At 67.4% G+C, this 16,743-nt stretch carries 17 protein-coding genes; 10 read left to right on the top strand and 7 right to left on the bottom strand.

The window, feature by feature from the left end; genetic code table 11:
* Positions 1–8 precede the first annotated feature (8 nt).
* A complete protein-coding gene (locus A3OK_RS0102230) occupies positions 9–191 on the bottom strand; it encodes a DUF465 domain-containing protein (protein WP_018042998.1) in 183 nt (60 codons plus the stop codon).
* Between the two features lie 221 nt (positions 192–412).
* On the opposite strand from A3OK_RS0102230, the gene A3OK_RS0102225 reads away from it, so the two are divergent.
* The 6 genes from A3OK_RS0102225 to A3OK_RS0102200 all read left to right on the top strand — a co-directional run bounded on the left by A3OK_RS0102225 (position 413) and on the right by A3OK_RS0102200 (position 6,216).
* Positions 413–631 (top strand): DUF465 domain-containing protein, encoded by a 219-nt coding sequence (locus A3OK_RS0102225; protein ID WP_019903302.1) that lies wholly within the window; start codon positions 413–415, stop codon positions 629–631.
* A 139-nt stretch (positions 632–770) separates the two neighbouring features.
* Positions 771–1,268 (top strand): 5-(carboxyamino)imidazole ribonucleotide mutase, encoded by a 498-nt coding sequence (gene purE / locus A3OK_RS0102220; RefSeq protein ID WP_019903301.1) that lies wholly within the window; start codon positions 771–773, stop codon positions 1,266–1,268.
* A gap of 5 nt (positions 1,269–1,273) precedes the next feature.
* Positions 1,274–2,368, top strand: a complete 1,095-nt coding sequence (locus tag A3OK_RS0102215) for a 5-(carboxyamino)imidazole ribonucleotide synthase (RefSeq protein WP_036302478.1) — start codon at positions 1,274–1,276, stop codon at positions 2,366–2,368.
* Positions 2,369–2,667: 299 nt separating this feature from the next.
* A complete protein-coding gene (locus A3OK_RS0102210) occupies positions 2,668–3,537 on the top strand; it encodes a tetratricopeptide repeat protein (protein WP_019903299.1) in 870 nt (289 codons plus the stop codon).
* Positions 3,538–3,581: 44 nt separating this feature from the next.
* Complete coding sequence (locus tag A3OK_RS0102205; RefSeq protein ID WP_245259290.1) at positions 3,582–4,052, top strand: lysozyme inhibitor LprI family protein; 471 nt, start codon at positions 3,582–3,584, stop codon at positions 4,050–4,052.
* A 223-nt stretch (positions 4,053–4,275) separates the two neighbouring features.
* Positions 4,276–6,216, top strand: coding sequence for a YgiQ family radical SAM protein (locus A3OK_RS0102200; RefSeq protein WP_019903297.1), 1,941 nt, complete (start codon positions 4,276–4,278; stop codon positions 6,214–6,216).
* Positions 6,217–6,303: 87 nt separating this feature from the next.
* Here the strand turns inward: A3OK_RS0102200 and A3OK_RS22215 are convergent, their stop codons facing one another.
* From A3OK_RS22215 to A3OK_RS0102180, 4 genes are all read right to left on the bottom strand, one after another.
* A complete protein-coding gene (locus A3OK_RS22215) occupies positions 6,304–6,786 on the bottom strand; it encodes a GNAT family N-acetyltransferase (protein WP_019903296.1) in 483 nt (160 codons plus the stop codon).
* A 5-nt stretch (positions 6,787–6,791) separates the two neighbouring features.
* On the bottom strand, positions 6,792–7,787 hold the full coding sequence (glpX, locus tag A3OK_RS0102190; protein ID WP_019903295.1) for a class II fructose-bisphosphatase: 996 nt from the start codon (positions 7,785–7,787) through the stop codon (positions 6,792–6,794).
* A gap of 47 nt (positions 7,788–7,834) precedes the next feature.
* The gene (locus A3OK_RS0102185) at positions 7,835–9,157 is read right to left on the bottom strand and encodes a homoserine dehydrogenase (RefSeq protein WP_019903294.1); all 1,323 of its coding nucleotides are present in this window, start codon (positions 9,155–9,157) and stop codon (positions 7,835–7,837) included.
* Positions 9,158–9,418: 261 nt separating this feature from the next.
* The gene (locus tag A3OK_RS0102180) at positions 9,419–10,141 is read right to left on the bottom strand and encodes a ceramidase domain-containing protein (RefSeq protein ID WP_026596847.1); all 723 of its coding nucleotides are present in this window, start codon (positions 10,139–10,141) and stop codon (positions 9,419–9,421) included.
* A 124-nt stretch (positions 10,142–10,265) separates the two neighbouring features.
* Between A3OK_RS0102180 and xth the strand changes: the two genes are divergently transcribed.
* The 4 genes from xth to A3OK_RS0102160 all read left to right on the top strand — a co-directional run bounded on the left by xth (position 10,266) and on the right by A3OK_RS0102160 (position 13,812).
* A complete protein-coding gene (gene xth, locus A3OK_RS0102175) occupies positions 10,266–11,060 on the top strand; it encodes an exodeoxyribonuclease III (RefSeq protein WP_019903292.1) in 795 nt (264 codons plus the stop codon).
* Positions 11,061–11,221: 161 nt separating this feature from the next.
* Positions 11,222–12,469, top strand: a complete 1,248-nt coding sequence (locus A3OK_RS0102170; protein ID WP_019903291.1) for a DUF3419 family protein — start codon at positions 11,222–11,224, stop codon at positions 12,467–12,469.
* On the top strand, positions 12,466–13,122 hold the full coding sequence (locus A3OK_RS0102165; RefSeq protein WP_036302101.1) for a class I SAM-dependent methyltransferase: 657 nt from the start codon (positions 12,466–12,468) through the stop codon (positions 13,120–13,122). The genes A3OK_RS0102170 and A3OK_RS0102165 overlap by 4 nt, the downstream gene beginning before the upstream one ends.
* A gap of 66 nt (positions 13,123–13,188) precedes the next feature.
* Positions 13,189–13,812, top strand: a complete 624-nt coding sequence (locus tag A3OK_RS0102160) for a glutathione S-transferase family protein (RefSeq protein WP_026596846.1) — start codon at positions 13,189–13,191, stop codon at positions 13,810–13,812.
* A gap of 61 nt (positions 13,813–13,873) precedes the next feature.
* Here A3OK_RS0102160 and A3OK_RS0102155 read toward each other — a convergent pair whose 3' ends face one another.
* On the bottom strand, positions 13,874–14,773 hold the full coding sequence (locus tag A3OK_RS0102155) for a tetratricopeptide repeat protein (protein ID WP_026596845.1): 900 nt from the start codon (positions 14,771–14,773) through the stop codon (positions 13,874–13,876).
* Positions 14,760–16,490, bottom strand: a complete 1,731-nt coding sequence (gene ilvD / locus A3OK_RS0102150) for a dihydroxy-acid dehydratase (protein ID WP_019903287.1) — start codon at positions 16,488–16,490, stop codon at positions 14,760–14,762. Before ilvD ends, A3OK_RS0102155 begins: the two co-directional genes overlap by 14 nt.
* Positions 16,491–16,743: the final 253 nt, after the last annotated feature.

Below are 16,743 nucleotides of genomic sequence, written 5' to 3'. Positions count from 1 at the left end.
AACTGGCTTTAGTGCACCGAGTCCGTTTCGGCTCGAAGCCGATTGATCTCGTCCTTCAGGTGAAGTTTGCGTCGCTTCAATTCAGCGATCCGTAGATCGTTCTCCGAGGGGCTTTGGATCGCAGAGTGGATTTCCCGCTCGAGGGCTTCGTGCTTGAGGGCGAGCTGGCTCAAATGCGTCTGCAGCGACATGAGTCGTTTCTCCTGTCATCGTTCCGACTCAGGCAGAGTGGCACAGGATGAGCCGGCTGTCGAAACCCGATTCACGACAAACGCAACATTGGTTAAATCCGTGCGGCCAGTCTTGATTCGGTGGAACAGGCTTCTTCCAGCGCGAATTGCGGCCACCGCCTTGCCGCAGGGCCGGGTGTGCCGCATGGTTTGTCGAAGGGCGTGTTGGGGCTGCAGGTGCGATGGCGGGTGAGTTCGAGGACAACGCGACGGCGGAGTTCGTCGAGGAACTGGCGCGGCTCCGCCAGGAGCATCGTGACCTCGATGGGGCCATCGATGCACTGGAACTGAGCGTTGCCGGCGACCAGTTGCAGGTCCAGCGTCTCAAGAAGCGCAAACTCGGCCTGCGAGACCGGATTTCCTATCTGGAAGACCAGATCACGCCCGACATCATCGCCTGAGTGCCGGCTTGCGGGCGGGCGGCCGCACGCGTATGCGGCGAGATCGGGTCTCCGGATGCTGTCCGGGATCGCGCAGTCTTGATCATGCGGCCGTGATCGTCTCGGGAAGCATGATCATCTCGGGAAGGAAGTGACGACGATGGCGGGAGCGCCCCCGGTCGCGATCATCATGGGGAGCCAGTCGGACTGGGCGACCATGCACCACGCCGCCGCTACCCTCGATGCGCTCTGCGTGCCTCACGAGGCGTTCATCGTCTCCGCCCATCGCACGCCGGACCGCTTGGTCGCCTTCGCCAAGACTGCGAAGGCTGCCGGTTTCAAGGTCGTCATCGCCGGTGCCGGCGGGGCCGCCCATCTTCCCGGCATGACCGCTGCCATGACGCCCCTGCCGGTCTTCGGCGTTCCAGTGGAGTCGAAGGCTCTGTCCGGCCAGGACAGCCTGCTCTCCATCGTTCAGATGCCGGCCGGCATCCCCGTCGGCACCCTCGCCATCGGCCGTGCCGGAGCCGTCAACGCGGCACTCCTCGCCGCTGCCGTCCTGGCCCTCACCGACACCGCCCTCGCCGAACGCCTCGATGCATGGCGCGCGGCACAGACCGCATCCGTGGCCGAAAGGCCGGAGACTCAGCTTCCGTGACCGACATGTCCCTTACGCCCGGTTCCACCCTCGGTATCATCGGGGGCGGCCAACTCGGCCGCATGATCGCGCTTGCCGCCGCCAATTACGGCCTCAGGGTCCATGTCTACGCGCCCGATGCCGAGAGCCCGGCCTTCGACGTCGCGGCCGAGACGACCTGCGCGGCCTATGACGATTCCGACGCGCTGGCTCGCTTCGCGCGCAGCGTCGACGTCGTGACCTACGAGTTCGAGAACATCCCGCGCCAGACCGCCGACCTGCTCGCGCGCCATGCGCCCCTGCGCCCGAGCGCCGACGCATTGTCCACCACTCAGGATCGCCTCTCCGAGAAGACCTTCATCAACGGCCTCGGCATCCCGACCGCGCCGTTCAGGCAGATCGATACACCCGACGATCTCGCCCGTGCGCTGGAGGCGATCGGCCTCCCCGCCGTGCTCAAGACCCGACGGTTCGGCTATGACGGCAAGGGCCAGCGCATCATCCGGACCGCCGAAGAGGGCGATCGCAATGCGATCTTCGCGGAGTTCGGCGGTGCTCCGCTCATCCTCGAAGGGTTCGTGCCGTTCGAGCGCGAGGTTTCGGTGGTCGCCGCGCGCTCGCCGGACGGCAGCTTTGCCGCCTTCGATCTCTGCGAGAACGAGCATCGCGATCATATCCTGGCGCTCACTCGCGTGCCGGCACCGAACCTGTCCGAGGAGACCGCCCGCACCGCCATCGGGATCGCCCGGCGGATCGCCGAGGCGCTCGATTATGTCGGCGTCCTCGCCGTCGAGATGTTTCTGGTGCGCGATGAATCCGGCGAGCACCTCATCGTCAACGAGATCGCCCCGCGCGTGCACAATTCCGGGCACTGGACCATCGAGGGTGCGGTGACGTCGCAATTCGCCCAGCACGTGCGCGCCGTCTGCGCCTGGCCGCTCGGTGATGCCTCGCGTGTCGCCGGTGCCTCGGTGGAGATGCACAACCTCATCGGCGACGATGTGGGGGAGTGGCAGGCCCTTCTGGCCGAACCTGGCGCGCACCTGCACCTGTATGGAAAGGGCGAGGCCCGTCCGGGTCGCAAGATGGGCCATGTCACGCGGGTCATTCCGACCGCATAGGCTGGTGGTTGGAGGCGACGAAACTGCGCCTTATCTGCCACACCTGCACCCTGCCTCGACCTGCGGCGGCCCCTTCTCGGCCCTGCCCGAGCCCGAGCCATACCTTCGCCACATCGCGCCGCTTGAGCGGTGGGACCGGCGCATTTTAAGCGCGTGTTCACCGCGATGCGAGACGGTGCCGGTGATCGTCGACCTGCATTGATCCGAAGCCCGTCGTGGCGTCGCGGAGGATGGGATGGTCGGCAGTAGCGGACGGGAGCGTGCCTCGGGGGCATGGCGATCCCGAGGGGAGAGGGGCGATGACGTTTGTGATGCCGCGCGCGAAGGCAGGTCTGGTCGGGGCCGTGGCGATTGCGTCGGCTTTGGCCGGGTGTGAGACCTATAGCGGCGGCGGCGCGGCGACGCGTCAATTCGCCGTGGTCGAGACCGATGCCACCGGCGCGACCAACGTCAACATCGCCTCACTCAGCGAGGTGATCCAGCGCAATCCGAACGATGCCGGTGCCTACGTCACTCGTGGCGCGGCCTATGCCCGCTCGGGCCAGTTCAACGACGCCATCGGCGATTTCTCGAAGGCCGTCCAGATCGATCCGAATTCGGCCTCGGCCTACAACAACCGTGCGCTGGCCTACCGCCAGACCGGCCGCAACGACGCGGCGCTCGCCGATTTCTCGAAGGCCATCTCGGCCGATCCGAGCTACGGCCCGGCCTATATCGGCCGCGCCAACGTGCTGCGCGCCCAGGGCGACCTCGACGGCGCCACCTCGGATCTCAACCAGGCGATCCGCCTGACGCCGGAATCGGCCGAGGCGTATCATGCCCGCGGCCTCGTGCGTCAGCGCCAGGGCCAGAACACCCAGGCCATCGGCGATTTCGACGCCGCCATCGATCGGAATCCCTTCGTCGCCGCGCCCTACGCCGCCCGCGGCCAGAGCCTTATCGCCACGAACCAGTTCGACAAGGCGATCGAGGATTACAACGCCGCCCTCAACGTCAACAACAAGGACGCCAGCTCCTGGGCCTATCGCGGCCTCGCCTACGAGAAGACGAACCGCAAGAAAGAGGCGATGGAGAGCTACCAGCGCGCCGCCCAGCTCGAGCCGGGCAATGCCGTGGCCAAGCAGGGATTGGGGCGCGTCTCCGGCGGCGTCGGCTCGCTCTTCAACTGAGCCTCCCGACGATGCACAGGACCACCGGGATCGTCGCCGCGGCTTTGGCGGCGCTCGCCCTGTCGTTTGGCACCGGTGTCGTCGCCCAGACCGATACCGGCCGTCAGGCCTCGTCCGATCTTGCTCTGATCGAGCAATGCATCGCGCTCGCGAAGGGCGATGCTGGCGGCAGCGCCTGTATCGGCCGCGTATCGAAGCCCTGCATCGATACGCCTGACGGCTCGTCCACGATGGGTATGAACGCCTGTTACAGCCGCGAAATCGCGGCCTGGGATACGCTCCTGAACCGCATCTACAAGGATGCCAGCGGCGCGATGGACGAGAACGGCAGCATTTATCTGCGCGACACGCAGCGCCTCTGGCTGAGCTTTCGGCAAAAGGCCTGCGAATGGCCGGCTCAGGTCTATCCCAACGGTACCATCCGAGGTCCGCTCAGCGGCGAATGCATGCAGATCGAGACCGCCCGGCGTGCGCTCGATCTCGGCCGGATCAAGGCGGCGTTGACCGAACAATAGGCGCCAACTAAGGGGCATGAAGCCCAGGGCTATGACCCCTGCCCCGCATCCGCCTACGGTCCGACCTGACCGTAGAAACTTCCGCGAGTTCGCGCTTCATTGAGATTGCGGCCTCGGCGGTCTATGCACGGACCCCATGGAACTCCAAGTGTCCGCCCCCCGATCCCCGGCGCCCCTCGCCTGGAAGCCACCGCCTCACGGACGGGCGGCGCCATTCCTGCCGATGAGCCGCGCCGAGATGGCGGCGCTCGGCTGGGACGCCTGCGACATCGTGCTGGTGACCGGCGACGCCTACGTCGATCATCCGAGCTTCGGCATGGCCATCATCGGCCGGCTGCTCGAAGCGCAGGGCTTCCGGGTCGGCATCATCGCGCAGCCCGACTGGCAATCGGCGGAGCCGTTCAAGGCGCTCGGTAAGCCGACGCTGTTCTTCGGCGTCACCGGCGGCAATCTCGATTCGATGGTGAACCGCTACACGGCGGACCGTCGCCTGCGCCACGACGATGCCTACACGGCGGGCGGGGAAGGCGGCCGGCGCCCGGATCGCAGTACCATCGTCTACACGCAGCGCTGCCGCGAGGCCTACAAGGACGTGCCGATCATCCTCGGCGGCATCGAGGCGTCGCTGCGGCGCATCGCCCATTACGATTACTGGTCCGACAAGGTGCGCCGCTCGATCCTCGCTGACGCGAAGGCGGATATTCTGATCTACGGCAATGCCGAGCGCGCCGTGGTCGAGGTCGCGAACCGCATGGCCGCCGGCGAGGCGCCGAACGAGCTCGACTCGATCCGGGGCGTCGCCCTGTTCCGCCGCGTGCCGGAGCATTACACCGAGCTGCCCGCCGACGATCTCGATTCGGCCGACGAGGCCGCCGCGCGCCGCCCCGGCGAGACCGTGATCCGGCTTCCCGCCTACGACGAGGTCAAGGACGACAAGGAAGCCTATGCCCGCGCCTCGCGCGTGCTGCACCGGGAGGCCAACCCCGGCAACGCGCGCGCCCTCGTCCAGCGCCACGGCGACCGCGACCTGTGGGTCAACCCGCCGCCGATCCCGCTCTCCAGCGAGGAGATGGATGCGGTCTACGACCTGCCCTACGCCCGAGCACCGCATCCCTCCTACGGCGACGCGAAGATCCCCGCCTGGGACATGATCAAGTTCTCGGTGACGATCATGCGCGGCTGCTTTGGCGGCTGCACGTTCTGCTCCATCACCGAGCACGAGGGCCGCGTCATCCAGAACCGCTCGGAGGACTCGATCCTGCGCGAGATCGAGCTGATCCGCGACAAGACGCCGGGCTTCACCGGCGTGATCTCGGATGTCGGCGGGCCGACCGCCAACATGTACCGGATGGCCTGCAAGGACCCGAAGATCGAGGCGGCCTGCCGGCTGCCGTCCTGCGTCTTTCCGGACATCTGCCCGAACCTCAACACCTCGCACGACGACCTGATCCGCCTCTATCGTAAGGTCCGCGAGGTGAAGGGCGTCAAGAAGGTGATGGTGGCCTCCGGCGTGCGCTACGACCTCGCGGTCCGCAGCCCCGAATATGTCGAGGAACTCGTGACCCACCACGTCGGTGGCCGTCTCAAGATCGCGCCCGAACACACCGAGCGTGGCCCGCTCGACAAGATGATGAAGCCGGGGATCGGCACCTACGACCGCTTCAAGGAGATGTTCGACGCCGCCGCCAAGAAGGCCGGCAAGAAATACTACCTGATCCCGTATTTCATCGCGGCGCATCCGGGCACGACCGACGAGGACATGATGAACCTCGCGATCTGGCTCAAGAAGAACGATTACCGCGCCGATCAGGTGCAGACCTTCCTGCCCTCGCCCATGGCGACCGCCACGACGATGTACCATACCGAAATCAACCCGCTGCAAGGCGTGCGGCGCGGCGGCAGCGAGCCGGTCGACGCAATCAAGGGGCTGCGGCAGCGGCGCCTGCACAAGGCGTTCCTGCGCTATCACGACCCCGAGAACTGGCCCCTGCTCCGCGAGGCGTTGAGGGAGATGGGCCGCGCCGATCTCATCGGCCCGAGGCCGGACCAGCTCGTGCCGTTCTCGCAGCCGCCGGGAACGGGCTCGGGTGCGAGCAAGGGGCGACCCATGCGCCATCCTGGTGCGCCGCGCTTCACGACGAAGGGCGTGCCGCTGAGGAAGTGACGGCCTGGTCGGCTTGCTTGGTTCGAAGCCCTGACGCGAACGTGCCGATCGCCAACCCACTCGGACATCGGGACCGACAACCCGATGTCAGGTTCCTGGGGCCAGCGCGTCCTTCTGGTCCGGGGTCAGGATCCGCCGGTACTGGATGAAGCCGGGCCGGTCGGCGAGCCTGTCATAGAGCGCGCGTGCCGGCGCGTTATCCTCCATCGTCAGCCAATAGACCCGGTCGGCGCCCGCGCGTTGGGCTTCCGTCGTCACAGCCTCGATCAGGGCACGGGCCGCGCCCCTACCTCGTGCTTGCGGCGCCGTGAACAGGTCCTGCAGGTAGCAATACGGACCGCGGGTCCAGGCCGAGGCATGGAAGATGTAGTGGACGAGGCCGACGAGCGTGCCGTCCTGTTCCGCCACCAGGGCATGGAGCGGCACCAGAGGATCGTGCAGGCGCGACCAGGTCAGGTCGCGGATCTCCGGGCGGATCGCGGCGCGGTAGAAATCGAGATACCCCGACCACAATCCCTCCCAAGGCTCACGCTCGTCGGGCCGGACGGGGCGGATCGTGAGGGCCGACATGGCGTTCAGGTCTCGAACCGCTCAGGGCGCCGATGCTCGCCGACGATGCGGCGGACCGTGCCGGTGGAGGAGCGGTAGACCACGGTCTCGGTCACGATCATGCCGGCCTTGAACCGCACGCCCTGCAGCAGCGCACCGTCGGTGACGCCGGTCGCGGCCACGATGACGTCGCCGCGCGCCATGTCCGCAAGCTCGTATTTCCGGTTCGGGTCGCTGATGCCCATGCGCGCCGCGCGCTCGCGCTTGTCGTGGGTGTCGAGGATCAGTCGGCCCTGCATATGGCCGCCGATGCAGCGCAGGACGCCTGCCGCGATGACGCCCTCCGGTGCCGCGCCGATGCCGAGATAGATGTCGGCGCCGGTCTCGTCGGGGCTCGTCGTGTGGATGATGCCGGCAATGTCGCCATCCGAGATGAGCCGGATCCCGGCGCCGGTCTCGCGCACGGCCGCGACCAGGGCCATGTGGCGTGGCCGATCGAGGATGATGGCGGTGATCTCGGCCGGGTTGCAGCCCTTGTGGCGGGCGAGCGCGGCGATGTTGTCGGCTGGGCTGGCATCGAGATCAACGAGGCCCTGCGGGTAGCCCGGGCCGATGGCGATCTTCTGCATGTAGACGTCCGGCGCGGCGAGCAGCGATCCGTGCTCGGCCAGGGCCATTACGGCGATGGCGCCGGGCATGTCCTTGGCGCAGAGAGTCGTGCCCTCCAGCGGATCGACGGCGATGTCCACCTTCGGGCCGGCACCGGTACCGAGTTGCTCGCCGATGAACAGCATCGGCGCCTCGTCGCGCTCACCCTCGCCGATGACGACGGTCCCATTGATGGGCAGGAGGTTGAGTTCGCGCCGCATGGCATCGACGGCGGCCTGGTCGGCCTCCTTCTCCCGGCCCTGGCCGCGCAGACGGGCGGCTGCGATGGCGGCGCGCTCGGTCACGCGCGCCAATTCGAGGCTGAAGGTGCGGGAGACCATGCTTCCCACCACCCCGACAAAGTCGTCCGCCATCTTGGTCCCGTCCCTCATTGATGTCTGGGCCGCGATGGGCGGCCTTCTTATTCGCGTTCGATCCTGATCAATTGCGGCGCTTCGGCAAGGAGCCCATCGGCTGCTATGGCGTCGAGCGCCGCGCGGATGGTGCCCTCGGTGGCGGCGTAGGTGATTAATACCAGCGGGACCGGCTGGCCGGAGCGGCCGTGCGGATCCTTGGTCGCGGCGCTCTCCGAGCGGCGCTGCAGGATGCTCTCGATCGAAATGTCGCGCTCGGCCATCCGCGTGGCGACGCCGGCGGCGACGCCGGGTCGGTCGTGGACGGTGAGACGGATGTAGTAACCGCCCTCATGCCGCTGCATCGCCACCCGCTCGGAGGCGGAGAGGCTCGCGGCGGGGCGACCGAAGGTCGGGCGCGCGACGCCGGTCGCGATGTCGACGATGTCGGCGACGACCGCCGAAGCGGTGGCCTCGCCGCCCGCTCCCGGACCGATCAGGGTGAGCTCGCCCACCGCATCCGCATCGATGGTCACGGCGTTGGTCACGCCCATCACCTGGGCGATGGCCGAGGATTTCGGCACCATGGTCGGATGCACGCGCTGTTCGATGCCGCCGACCGCGACCTGCGCGACGCCGAGGAGCTTGATCCGGTAGCCGAGTTCCTCGGCCATCTTCAGGTCGAGGGGCTGGATCGCCGAGATGCCCTCGACGGAAACCCCCTCTGCGTCGATCTCGACCCCGAAGGCGAGGCTCACGAGGATGGCGAGCTTGTGAGCGGTGTCGAAGCCCTCGACGTCGAAGGTCGGGTCGGCTTCGGCGTAACCGAGCGCCTGTGCGTCCTTCAGGCAGGCTTCGAACGTCAGGCCCTCACGCTCCATCCGGGTGAGGATGTAGTTGCAGGTGCCGTTCATGATTCCGTAGACGCGCGACACGGCATTGCCGGTCAGCCCTTCGCGCAGGGCCTTGATCACCGGGATGCCGCCGGCGACCGAGGCCTCATAGGCCAGCGTGACGCCCTTCGCCTCGGCCGCCTTCGCCAGGGCCGCACCATGATGGGCGAGAAGCGCCTTGTTGGCGGTGACCACGTGCTTGCCGGCCGCGATGGCGGCTTCCACCGTGGCCTTGGCCGGACCTTCCGAGCCGCCGATGAGTTCCACGACGCAATCGACCTCGCCCGAAGAGGCCAGGGCGACCGGATCGTCGAACCAGGTCACGCCGGCGAGATCGAGGCCGCGATCGCGGGTCTTGTCGCGCGACGAGACGGCGGTGAGGCGGACCTCGCGTCCCGTGGCGGCGGAAATCGCTTCGGCGCGGCGAGCCACCATCCGGACGACGGAAGCACCGACGGTGCCGAGACCGGCGACGCCGAGGCGGAGGCTCTGTGACATGGACGCGATCCGTATCTGACTGCGCTCGGCCGGACGCGGGTGGCGCGTCGGTCAGGCGTGTGCTCGATGCCGCTCCTTCGAACGGCCGGTTCTTCTGCAACGAATCCCTTGGTGGCGCAACAAAACCCGTGGTGATTCAGGAAGGCTCGGTCGCGCGAGACGATTGCGGATCGGAGCCGCTATCCGGCCGATACGGGCAATGGCGGATCGGCATCGGCGAAGTCCGTTTCGCCCTCCGATCATTCGGGCAAGCCCCTGTCTTCACGCCGCTGGCGTCGGAGTCTCCACTTCCGCCCTGAACCGCCATGCCGTGACGACGAGGCCGTAGAGGACGGCGGCGTTGAGACAATGCCAGAGGAAGTGCGTGCCCGCCGGCAGGCTCGGACACAGCACGGCATCCAGGGTCCGGAAGGTCAGGGACAGGGTGAACACGCCGGCGACGGCGAGGAGCGACAGGCCCGCGCGACGTCTCGCCGGCCCGAGCGCGCAGGTCTGCGGCATCAGCAATCCGCCCGCGACGCCGGCCAGGGCGAGGATGGCGGGAAGGTAGGCGATGGAGCCGTTGCTGAGCCTGTCGATCGAGCGGCCGGTCGTGGCGTCGAGGGCAGGCTCAAGCCCGGCCGCGAAGGCGACGAAGCCGAGTGTCGCGAGGATCGCCGGTAAGATGGAAAGCCCGAGAAGGCGCCGCAGGGCGAGGAAGAAGTAGGCGTAGATGAAGAGCGCGATCGGAATGACGTCGGCCAGCATCGCCCAGCGCACGGCAAAAGTGTGGAACAGGAACGAGCCGATGCCGACGATGGCGACGAGGCCGGACAGCGCCATCGTCGCCGGGTCGCGCGTCCGACCGACCGCGACGAGGCGGAAGGCCAGGAAGGCGGCGATGAGGAAGGCGGCGTTGGAGAGCGCGTTCAGCGGTTCGGCCCAGAAACTCGCATCGCCGCGCTCGCAATAGGCCCGGATCGGTGCGAACCAGCCGTCGGACATCATCGCCGTCCCCATGCTCACGCCTTCCGAAGCGGTCGACGCCTTCCGATGGTCGCCGACATCTTGCCAGCCCGGCGCGAAGGCCCGATGACGAGCAGCCTTCTCCGACCGGATCTCTGAGCCCATGCGGATTGCCACCTGGAACGTCAATTCGGTCAAGCAGCGGCTCGGCCATCTCGTCGGCTTCCTCGGCGAGGCCAAGCCCGATGTGGTCTGCCTGCAGGAGCTGAAATGCCAGGACGAGGGGTTTCCTCGCGCCGAGATCGAGGCGGCCGGCTATGCCGTCGAGACGCTGGGGCAGAAAGCCTATAACGGCGTGGCGCTGCTGGTACGGGCACCGCTCGTCATGAGCGAGATCCGCCGTGGCCTGCCCGGCGACGAGAGCGACGAGCAATCCCGCTACATCGAGGCGCTGATCACCGGCGAGGACATGGCGCCCGTGCGGGTGGCCTCGATCTACCTGCCCAACGGCAACCCGGCGCCGGGACCGAAATACACGTACAAACTCGGCTTCATGGACCGGCTCAGGGTGCATGCGCGCGCGCTTCTGGCCGAGGAAAAGGCCCTGGTGCTCGCGGGCGATTACAACGTGATCCCGGAGCCCGAGGATGCCGCGGACGCGGCTGCCTGGGTGAACGACGCCTTGTTTCTTCCAGAGACCCGCGCGGCTTTCCGCGCCCTTCTCGCCGAAGGGTTCACCGAGGCTCTGCGCGCCTGCGACCCGAAGGCGGGCCTCTACACGTTCTGGGATTATCAGGCCGGGTGCTGGCAGCGGAACCAGGGCATCCGCATCGATCACCTGCTGCTCTCGCCGCAGGCTGCCGACCGTCTCGTCTCCGCCTCGGTGCAGAAACACTTGCGCGGCCTCGAAAAACCCTCCGACCACGTGCCGGTGACGATCGAATTGCTGTCGCGCTGAAGCCGACCCGCAGGGGAGTATTTCGCGAGGGAGGACCGAAAGGACGAAAGAATCGTCCGTGACCGGCGCAGCCCATGGATCCTCCTCCGTCACCGGGCGGTCATGCGGATGCCGTAACGGCGCTGGCGTCGATCACGCCAACCAGCGACGCGAGACCCCGCATGACGCGCGCAGCACGGGCCATTCGCCGCGAGACCAGCCTCGGGCTCAACCAGGCGGTCCATCGCAATCGGGCTCTCTCGAGAGCGGGTCTGTCGGAGCGCCTGTTCACGGCGGCCTTCAGCGGCTTGGTCTATCCGCAAATATGGGAAGACCCCGTGGTCGACATGGCGGCGTTGCGGCTGCAGCCCGACGACCACGTCGTCACCATCGCCTCGGGTGGCTGCAACGCGCTATCCTACCTCACCGCCAATCCCGGCCGGATCAGCGCCGTCGACCTCAACGGCGCCCATGTGGCCCTGGGTCACCTCAAGCTCGCCGCCCTCGAACACCTGCCCGACCATGCCGGCTTCTTCGGTTTCTTCGGCCGCCCCTCCCGGCCCGAGAACGTCACCGCCTACGACGACATCATCCGGCCGCATCTCGATCCGGCCTCCCGCGCCTATTGGGAAGCCCGGCGCCTCGACGGGCGGCGTCGCATTTCGGCGTTCGAAACCGGATTCTATCGCCACGGCCTGCTCGGGCGCTTCATCGGTGCGGGGCATTGGCTCGCCCGACGCTACGGCTGCGATCTCGGGGCGGTGCTGAAGGCGCGCGACATGGAGGAGCAGCGGGCCATCTTCGAGGCCGATCTGGCCCCGCTCTTCGAGAAGACCTTCATCCGTTGGCTGATCCGCCAGCCGGCTTCGCTCTACGGTCTCGGCATCCCGCCCGCGCAATACGTGGCGCTTGCGGGAGACGAGGCCGGCGGGATGGCGGCGATCCTGCGCCACCGTTTGGAGCGACTGGCCTGCGGTTTCCCGATCCGGTCCAACTACTTCGCATGGCAGGCCTTCGGCCGCGCCTACGAATCCGCCCCCGACGCGTCGCTGCCGCCCTATCTTCAGGCCGGCCATTACGACGTGCTGCGCCAGCGCGCCGGCCGCCTCAGCTTCCGCCAGCAATCGATGACCGAGTTCCTGCGCGCGAGCCCGGCGTCGAGCGTCGATGCCGTCATCCTCCTCGATGCGCAGGATTGGATGACCGATGCCGACCTCACCGATTTGTGGACCCAGATTACCCGGACCGCGCGGCCCGGTGCCCGCGTGATCTTCCGGACGGCGGCCGACGAGCGCCGGCTTCCGGGCCGCGTTCCGGATTCCATCCTCGGCGCATGGGACTATGCCGAGGAGGAAAGCCGCCGGCTCGGCGAGGAGGACCGCTCGTCGATCTACGGCGCGTTCCACCTCTACCGCCTGGCCTCGGCATGAGCGAGGCGGCGCGCCTGATGGACCGGATGTACCGGCGCCAGCGCCACATCTACGATGCCAGCCGGAAATTCTACCTCCTCGGCCGCGATGCGATGATCGCGGAGCTTCAGCCGCCCGTCGGTGGCAGCGTGCTGGAGATCGGCTGCGGCACCGGGCGCAATCTCGTCCGCATCGCCCGGACCTATCCGGAGGCCCGCTGCTTCGGCCTCGACGTTTCGGCGGAGATGCTCGACACGGCGGGCCGCGCCGTCGCCCGCGCCAGTCTCGGTCATCGCATCCGCCTCGCCAGGGGCGACGCCACGGCCTTCGACCCCGCCGCCCTGTTCGGTGAAGCGGCATTCGACCGGATCGTGATCTCCTACGCCTTGTCGATGATCCCACCCTGGAATGCGGTCCTTGCCGAATCCGCCGGCCACGTGGCGCCGGCGGGTGCCCTGCACGTGGTCGATTTCGGGGATCAGGCCCGCCTGCCCCGCCCGGCGCGATGGGTGCTCAATCGCTGGCTCGCGGGGTTCGACGTGACCCCACGGCACGACCTTCCCCGCGCCCTTTCTGAGATGGCCCGGCAGGCGAGGCGTCGGGTTCGCGTGCGGCAGCTTTTCGGCGGCTACGCCCTGCATGGGGTGATCGAATGGGATCACGGCCCTATGTGATCATGAGTACGGCTCATGCCCCCGCAGGCAGCCGCATCGTCCCATCACAGCAGGTTTCTTCTCCGCATGATCCTCTACGGCACCAGTTACTCGCCCTTCGTCCGCAAGATTCTCGTGACCCTCGCCGAGAAGGACGTCGCCTTCGAGCACAGGCCGGTTTTCTTCCATGCTCCCGATGAGAGTTTTCAGGCCTGCAGCCCGCTCGGCAAGATCCCGGCGATCGAGGATGACGGCTTCCGCCTCGCCGATTCCTCGGCGATCTCCGCCTATATCGAGGCCAAGCACCCGGCCCCTGCCCTCTGGCCTCAGGCTCCGAAGGAGCGGGCCCGCGCGGTCTGGTTCGATAAGTTCGGCGATACCGAGATGTTTTCGGTGATGATCAAGCCGTTCTCGGAGCGGATCGTGAAGCCGGTGATGATGGGAAAGACCGGCGACGAGGCCGTGGTCGCCAAAGCGGTGACCGAAGATTTTCCGAAGCTCTTTGACTATCTGGAGAGTCAGATCACGGGGCCTTACCTCGTGGGCGACGCCTTCAGCATCGCGGACATCTCGGTCGTCACCGTCTTCCATAACCTTCGACTGGCGAAGGAAACGGTCGATGCCGGACGCTGGCCGAAGCTCGCCGCCTATGTCGATGCGACGTTGAACCGTCCGTCTTTCGTGACCGCCGTGGCGGCGAAGACGAACTAGATCGTCGAGAGACCGATCGAACCATCCAACATGGTCGCCGGGCTGACAGCCCGGCGCGCGCCTACCGTCTCCGTCTCGCCGAGCCGGTGACCTGCGCCTGAGCCTGCAGGGCTTGTGCCTGGGCTGCGGCCTTCTCCTCCTCGGTGGCGGTCGCCCATGCCTTGTCCGAGAGCGCGACGATCCAGTCGTCCTTGCGCCCCTGGGCCGATTCCCGCGCGAGCGAAAGCCACATCAGACCGCGAGCCCGTTGAGCCGGCACGCCCTGCCCGTTCATCAGCAGATCGCCCAGCAGCGCCTGTGCCGGAGCATGGCCCTTCTCGGCGGCGAGGTTGAACCACCGAGCCGCCTGACGCGGGTCGGCATCGACGCCGGTCCCTTCGAGGTAGAGGCGTGCGAGATTGTACTGCGCGTTCGGATCGCCGAAATACGAGGCCGCATAGTTGAACATGTCGTATGCCCGCTCCGGGTTCGAGCGCACGTAGGTGCCCTTGATCCCATCGAGGAAATACGTGCCGAGCGCCGTGAAGGCGCTGGCGACCACGCCCGAATTCTGGGTGTCCGGCCCGTCGTCGGTATTGTCGTCGGCGATGCGGGAGAAGAACTCGAACGCCTTCAGATCGTCATGGGGTACGCCGTCGCCTTCGGCATACATCCGGCCGAGCTTCCACAAGGCGAGAGCATGGCCCTGGCCGGCGGCGTATTCGAGCGCGCGGGCGGCGCCTTCCTTGTCGCCGGCATTGTAGTCGCGGACGCCGGAGCGCAGGGCCTCTCGAGCCGTGCGGTAGCCGCCCGTCGCCGGCACCGGCGTGCGCGCGGCGGGGTCCAGCGCTAGCGCCGAGGTGGCGCCGACGAGGAGCAGCCCGAGCGCCGCCACATGACGCCCCACCCGACGAGCGGTGCGACCGGGATCGGCCCCTGCCGGCCGCGCGGGCCGGCGAAGGTCAGTCCTAGACATCCGCATAGGTCTGAATCTCCTCGGCGCCCCCCGGATGGGTGACGGCACCGTCCACTGCAGGTCCGACAGTCTGCATGTACTTCCAGAGGTAGCCGGAGGTCGCGGTATTGGTCCGCGGCGTCCATTCCGCCCGGCGCTTGGCGAATTCCTCGTCGGTCACGGCCACGTCGAGCGTGCCCTTGATCGCATCGAGGGTGATCATGTCGCCGTCCTTGATCAGCCCGATCGGTCCGCCGATGGCGGCCTCGGGGCCGACATGGCCGACGCAGAATCCGCGCGTGGCGCCGGAGAAGCGACCGTCTGTGATGAGCGCGACCTTGTCGCCCATGCCCTGGCCGTAGAGAGCGGCGGTGGTCGAGAGCATCTCGCGCATGCCGGGACCGCCCTTCGGACCCTCGTAGCGGATGACCAGGACTTCGCCTTCCTTGTAGGTGCGCTTCTGGACCGCCTCGAAACAGGCCTCCTCGCCGTCGAACACGCGAGCGGGGCCGGTGAAGACCTGTTTCTCGGCCGACATGCCGGCGACCTTCACGATGGCGCCCTGCGGTGCGAGGTTGCCGCGCAGGCCGACGACGCCGCCGGTGACGGTGATGGGCGCATTGGCGGGGCGGACCACGTCCTGGTCCGGGTTCCAGGCGACGTGCTCCATGTTCTCGGCGATGGTGCGGCCGGTGACCGTCATGCAATCGCCGTGGATGAAGCCGTGATCGAGCAGCGTCTTGATCAGCAGGGGGATGCCACCGACCTCGAACATGTCCTTGGCGACGTAACGTCCGCCCGGCTTCAGGTCGGCGATGTAGGGCGTGCGCTTGAAGATCTCGGCGACGTCGAACAGGTCGAACTTGATGCCGCATTCATGCGCGATCGCCGGCAGGTGCAGGGCCGCGTTGGTGGAGCCGCCCGAGGCCGCGACGGCGGCCGCCGCGTTCTCGAGACTCTTGCGGGTGACGATGTCGCGCGGGCGGATGTTCTTGGCGATGAGCTCCATCACCTTCTCGCCCGCGGTCATGCAGAATCTGTCGCGGATCTCGTAAGGAGCCGGTGCGCCCGCCGAATAGGGTAGCGCGAGGCCGATGGCCTCGGAGACGGTCGCCATGGTGTTGGCGGTGAACTGCGCGCCGCAGGCACCGGCCGAGGGGCAGGCGACCTGTTCCAGTTCGTCGAGATCGTCGAGGGTCATGTCGCCGACGGCGTGCTTGCCGACCGCTTCGAACAGGTCCTGCACGGTGACCGGCTTGCCGCGGAACGAACCCGGCAGGATCGAGCCACCATAGATGAAGATCGAGGGCACGTTGAGGCGCACCATCGCCATCATCATGCCGGGCAAGGACTTGTCGCAGCCGGCGAGGCCGACGAGGGCGTCATAGGCATGGCCGCGCATGGTCAGTTCGACCGAGTCGGCGATGACCTCGCGTGAGGGCAGCGAGGCGCGCATGCCGGCATGGCCCATGGCGATGCCGTCGGTGACCGTGATGGTGCAGAACTCGCGCGGCGTGCCGTTGGCGGCGGCCACACCCTTCTTCACCGCCTGCGCCTGGCGCATCAGCGAGATGTTGCAGGGCGCCGCCTCGTTCCAGCACGAAGCCACACCCACCAGCGGCTGGTGAATCTGCTGCTTGGTGAGACCCATCGCGTAGAGATACGAGCGGTGCGGAGCCCGCTCGGGCCCTTCCGTGACGTGACGGCTCGGAAGCTTCGACTTGTCTGTGGTACGCGCGTCCATCGGCTCTCTCGGCCCCCGTCTCATACGCTTCGGGCGAAGCCCGGCTGTCGGTTATCAACGCGATGGCACGCGACGCCGGTGAAGCGTCGTTCGACACCGTGAAACGCAGTCTCGGAATTCAGCGGTAAAGCGTTGGGGAAACTGTCGTTTACCGCGGATGTTGAGGTGGTCCCGGTTTATGGCGGGATCGCGGCGAATGAGGGCGTGTCCCAAGGCGAAGTCGGGATGCTTTCGCGGTGTTGCGACCCCGCCA

Source organism: Methylobacterium sp. 77 (genome assembly GCF_000372825.1).
GTDB lineage: Bacteria > Pseudomonadota > Alphaproteobacteria > Rhizobiales > Beijerinckiaceae > Methylobacterium.
The sequence above is the reverse complement of the archived record's forward strand: the minus strand, read 5'-3'. Positions and strand labels throughout refer to the sequence as shown.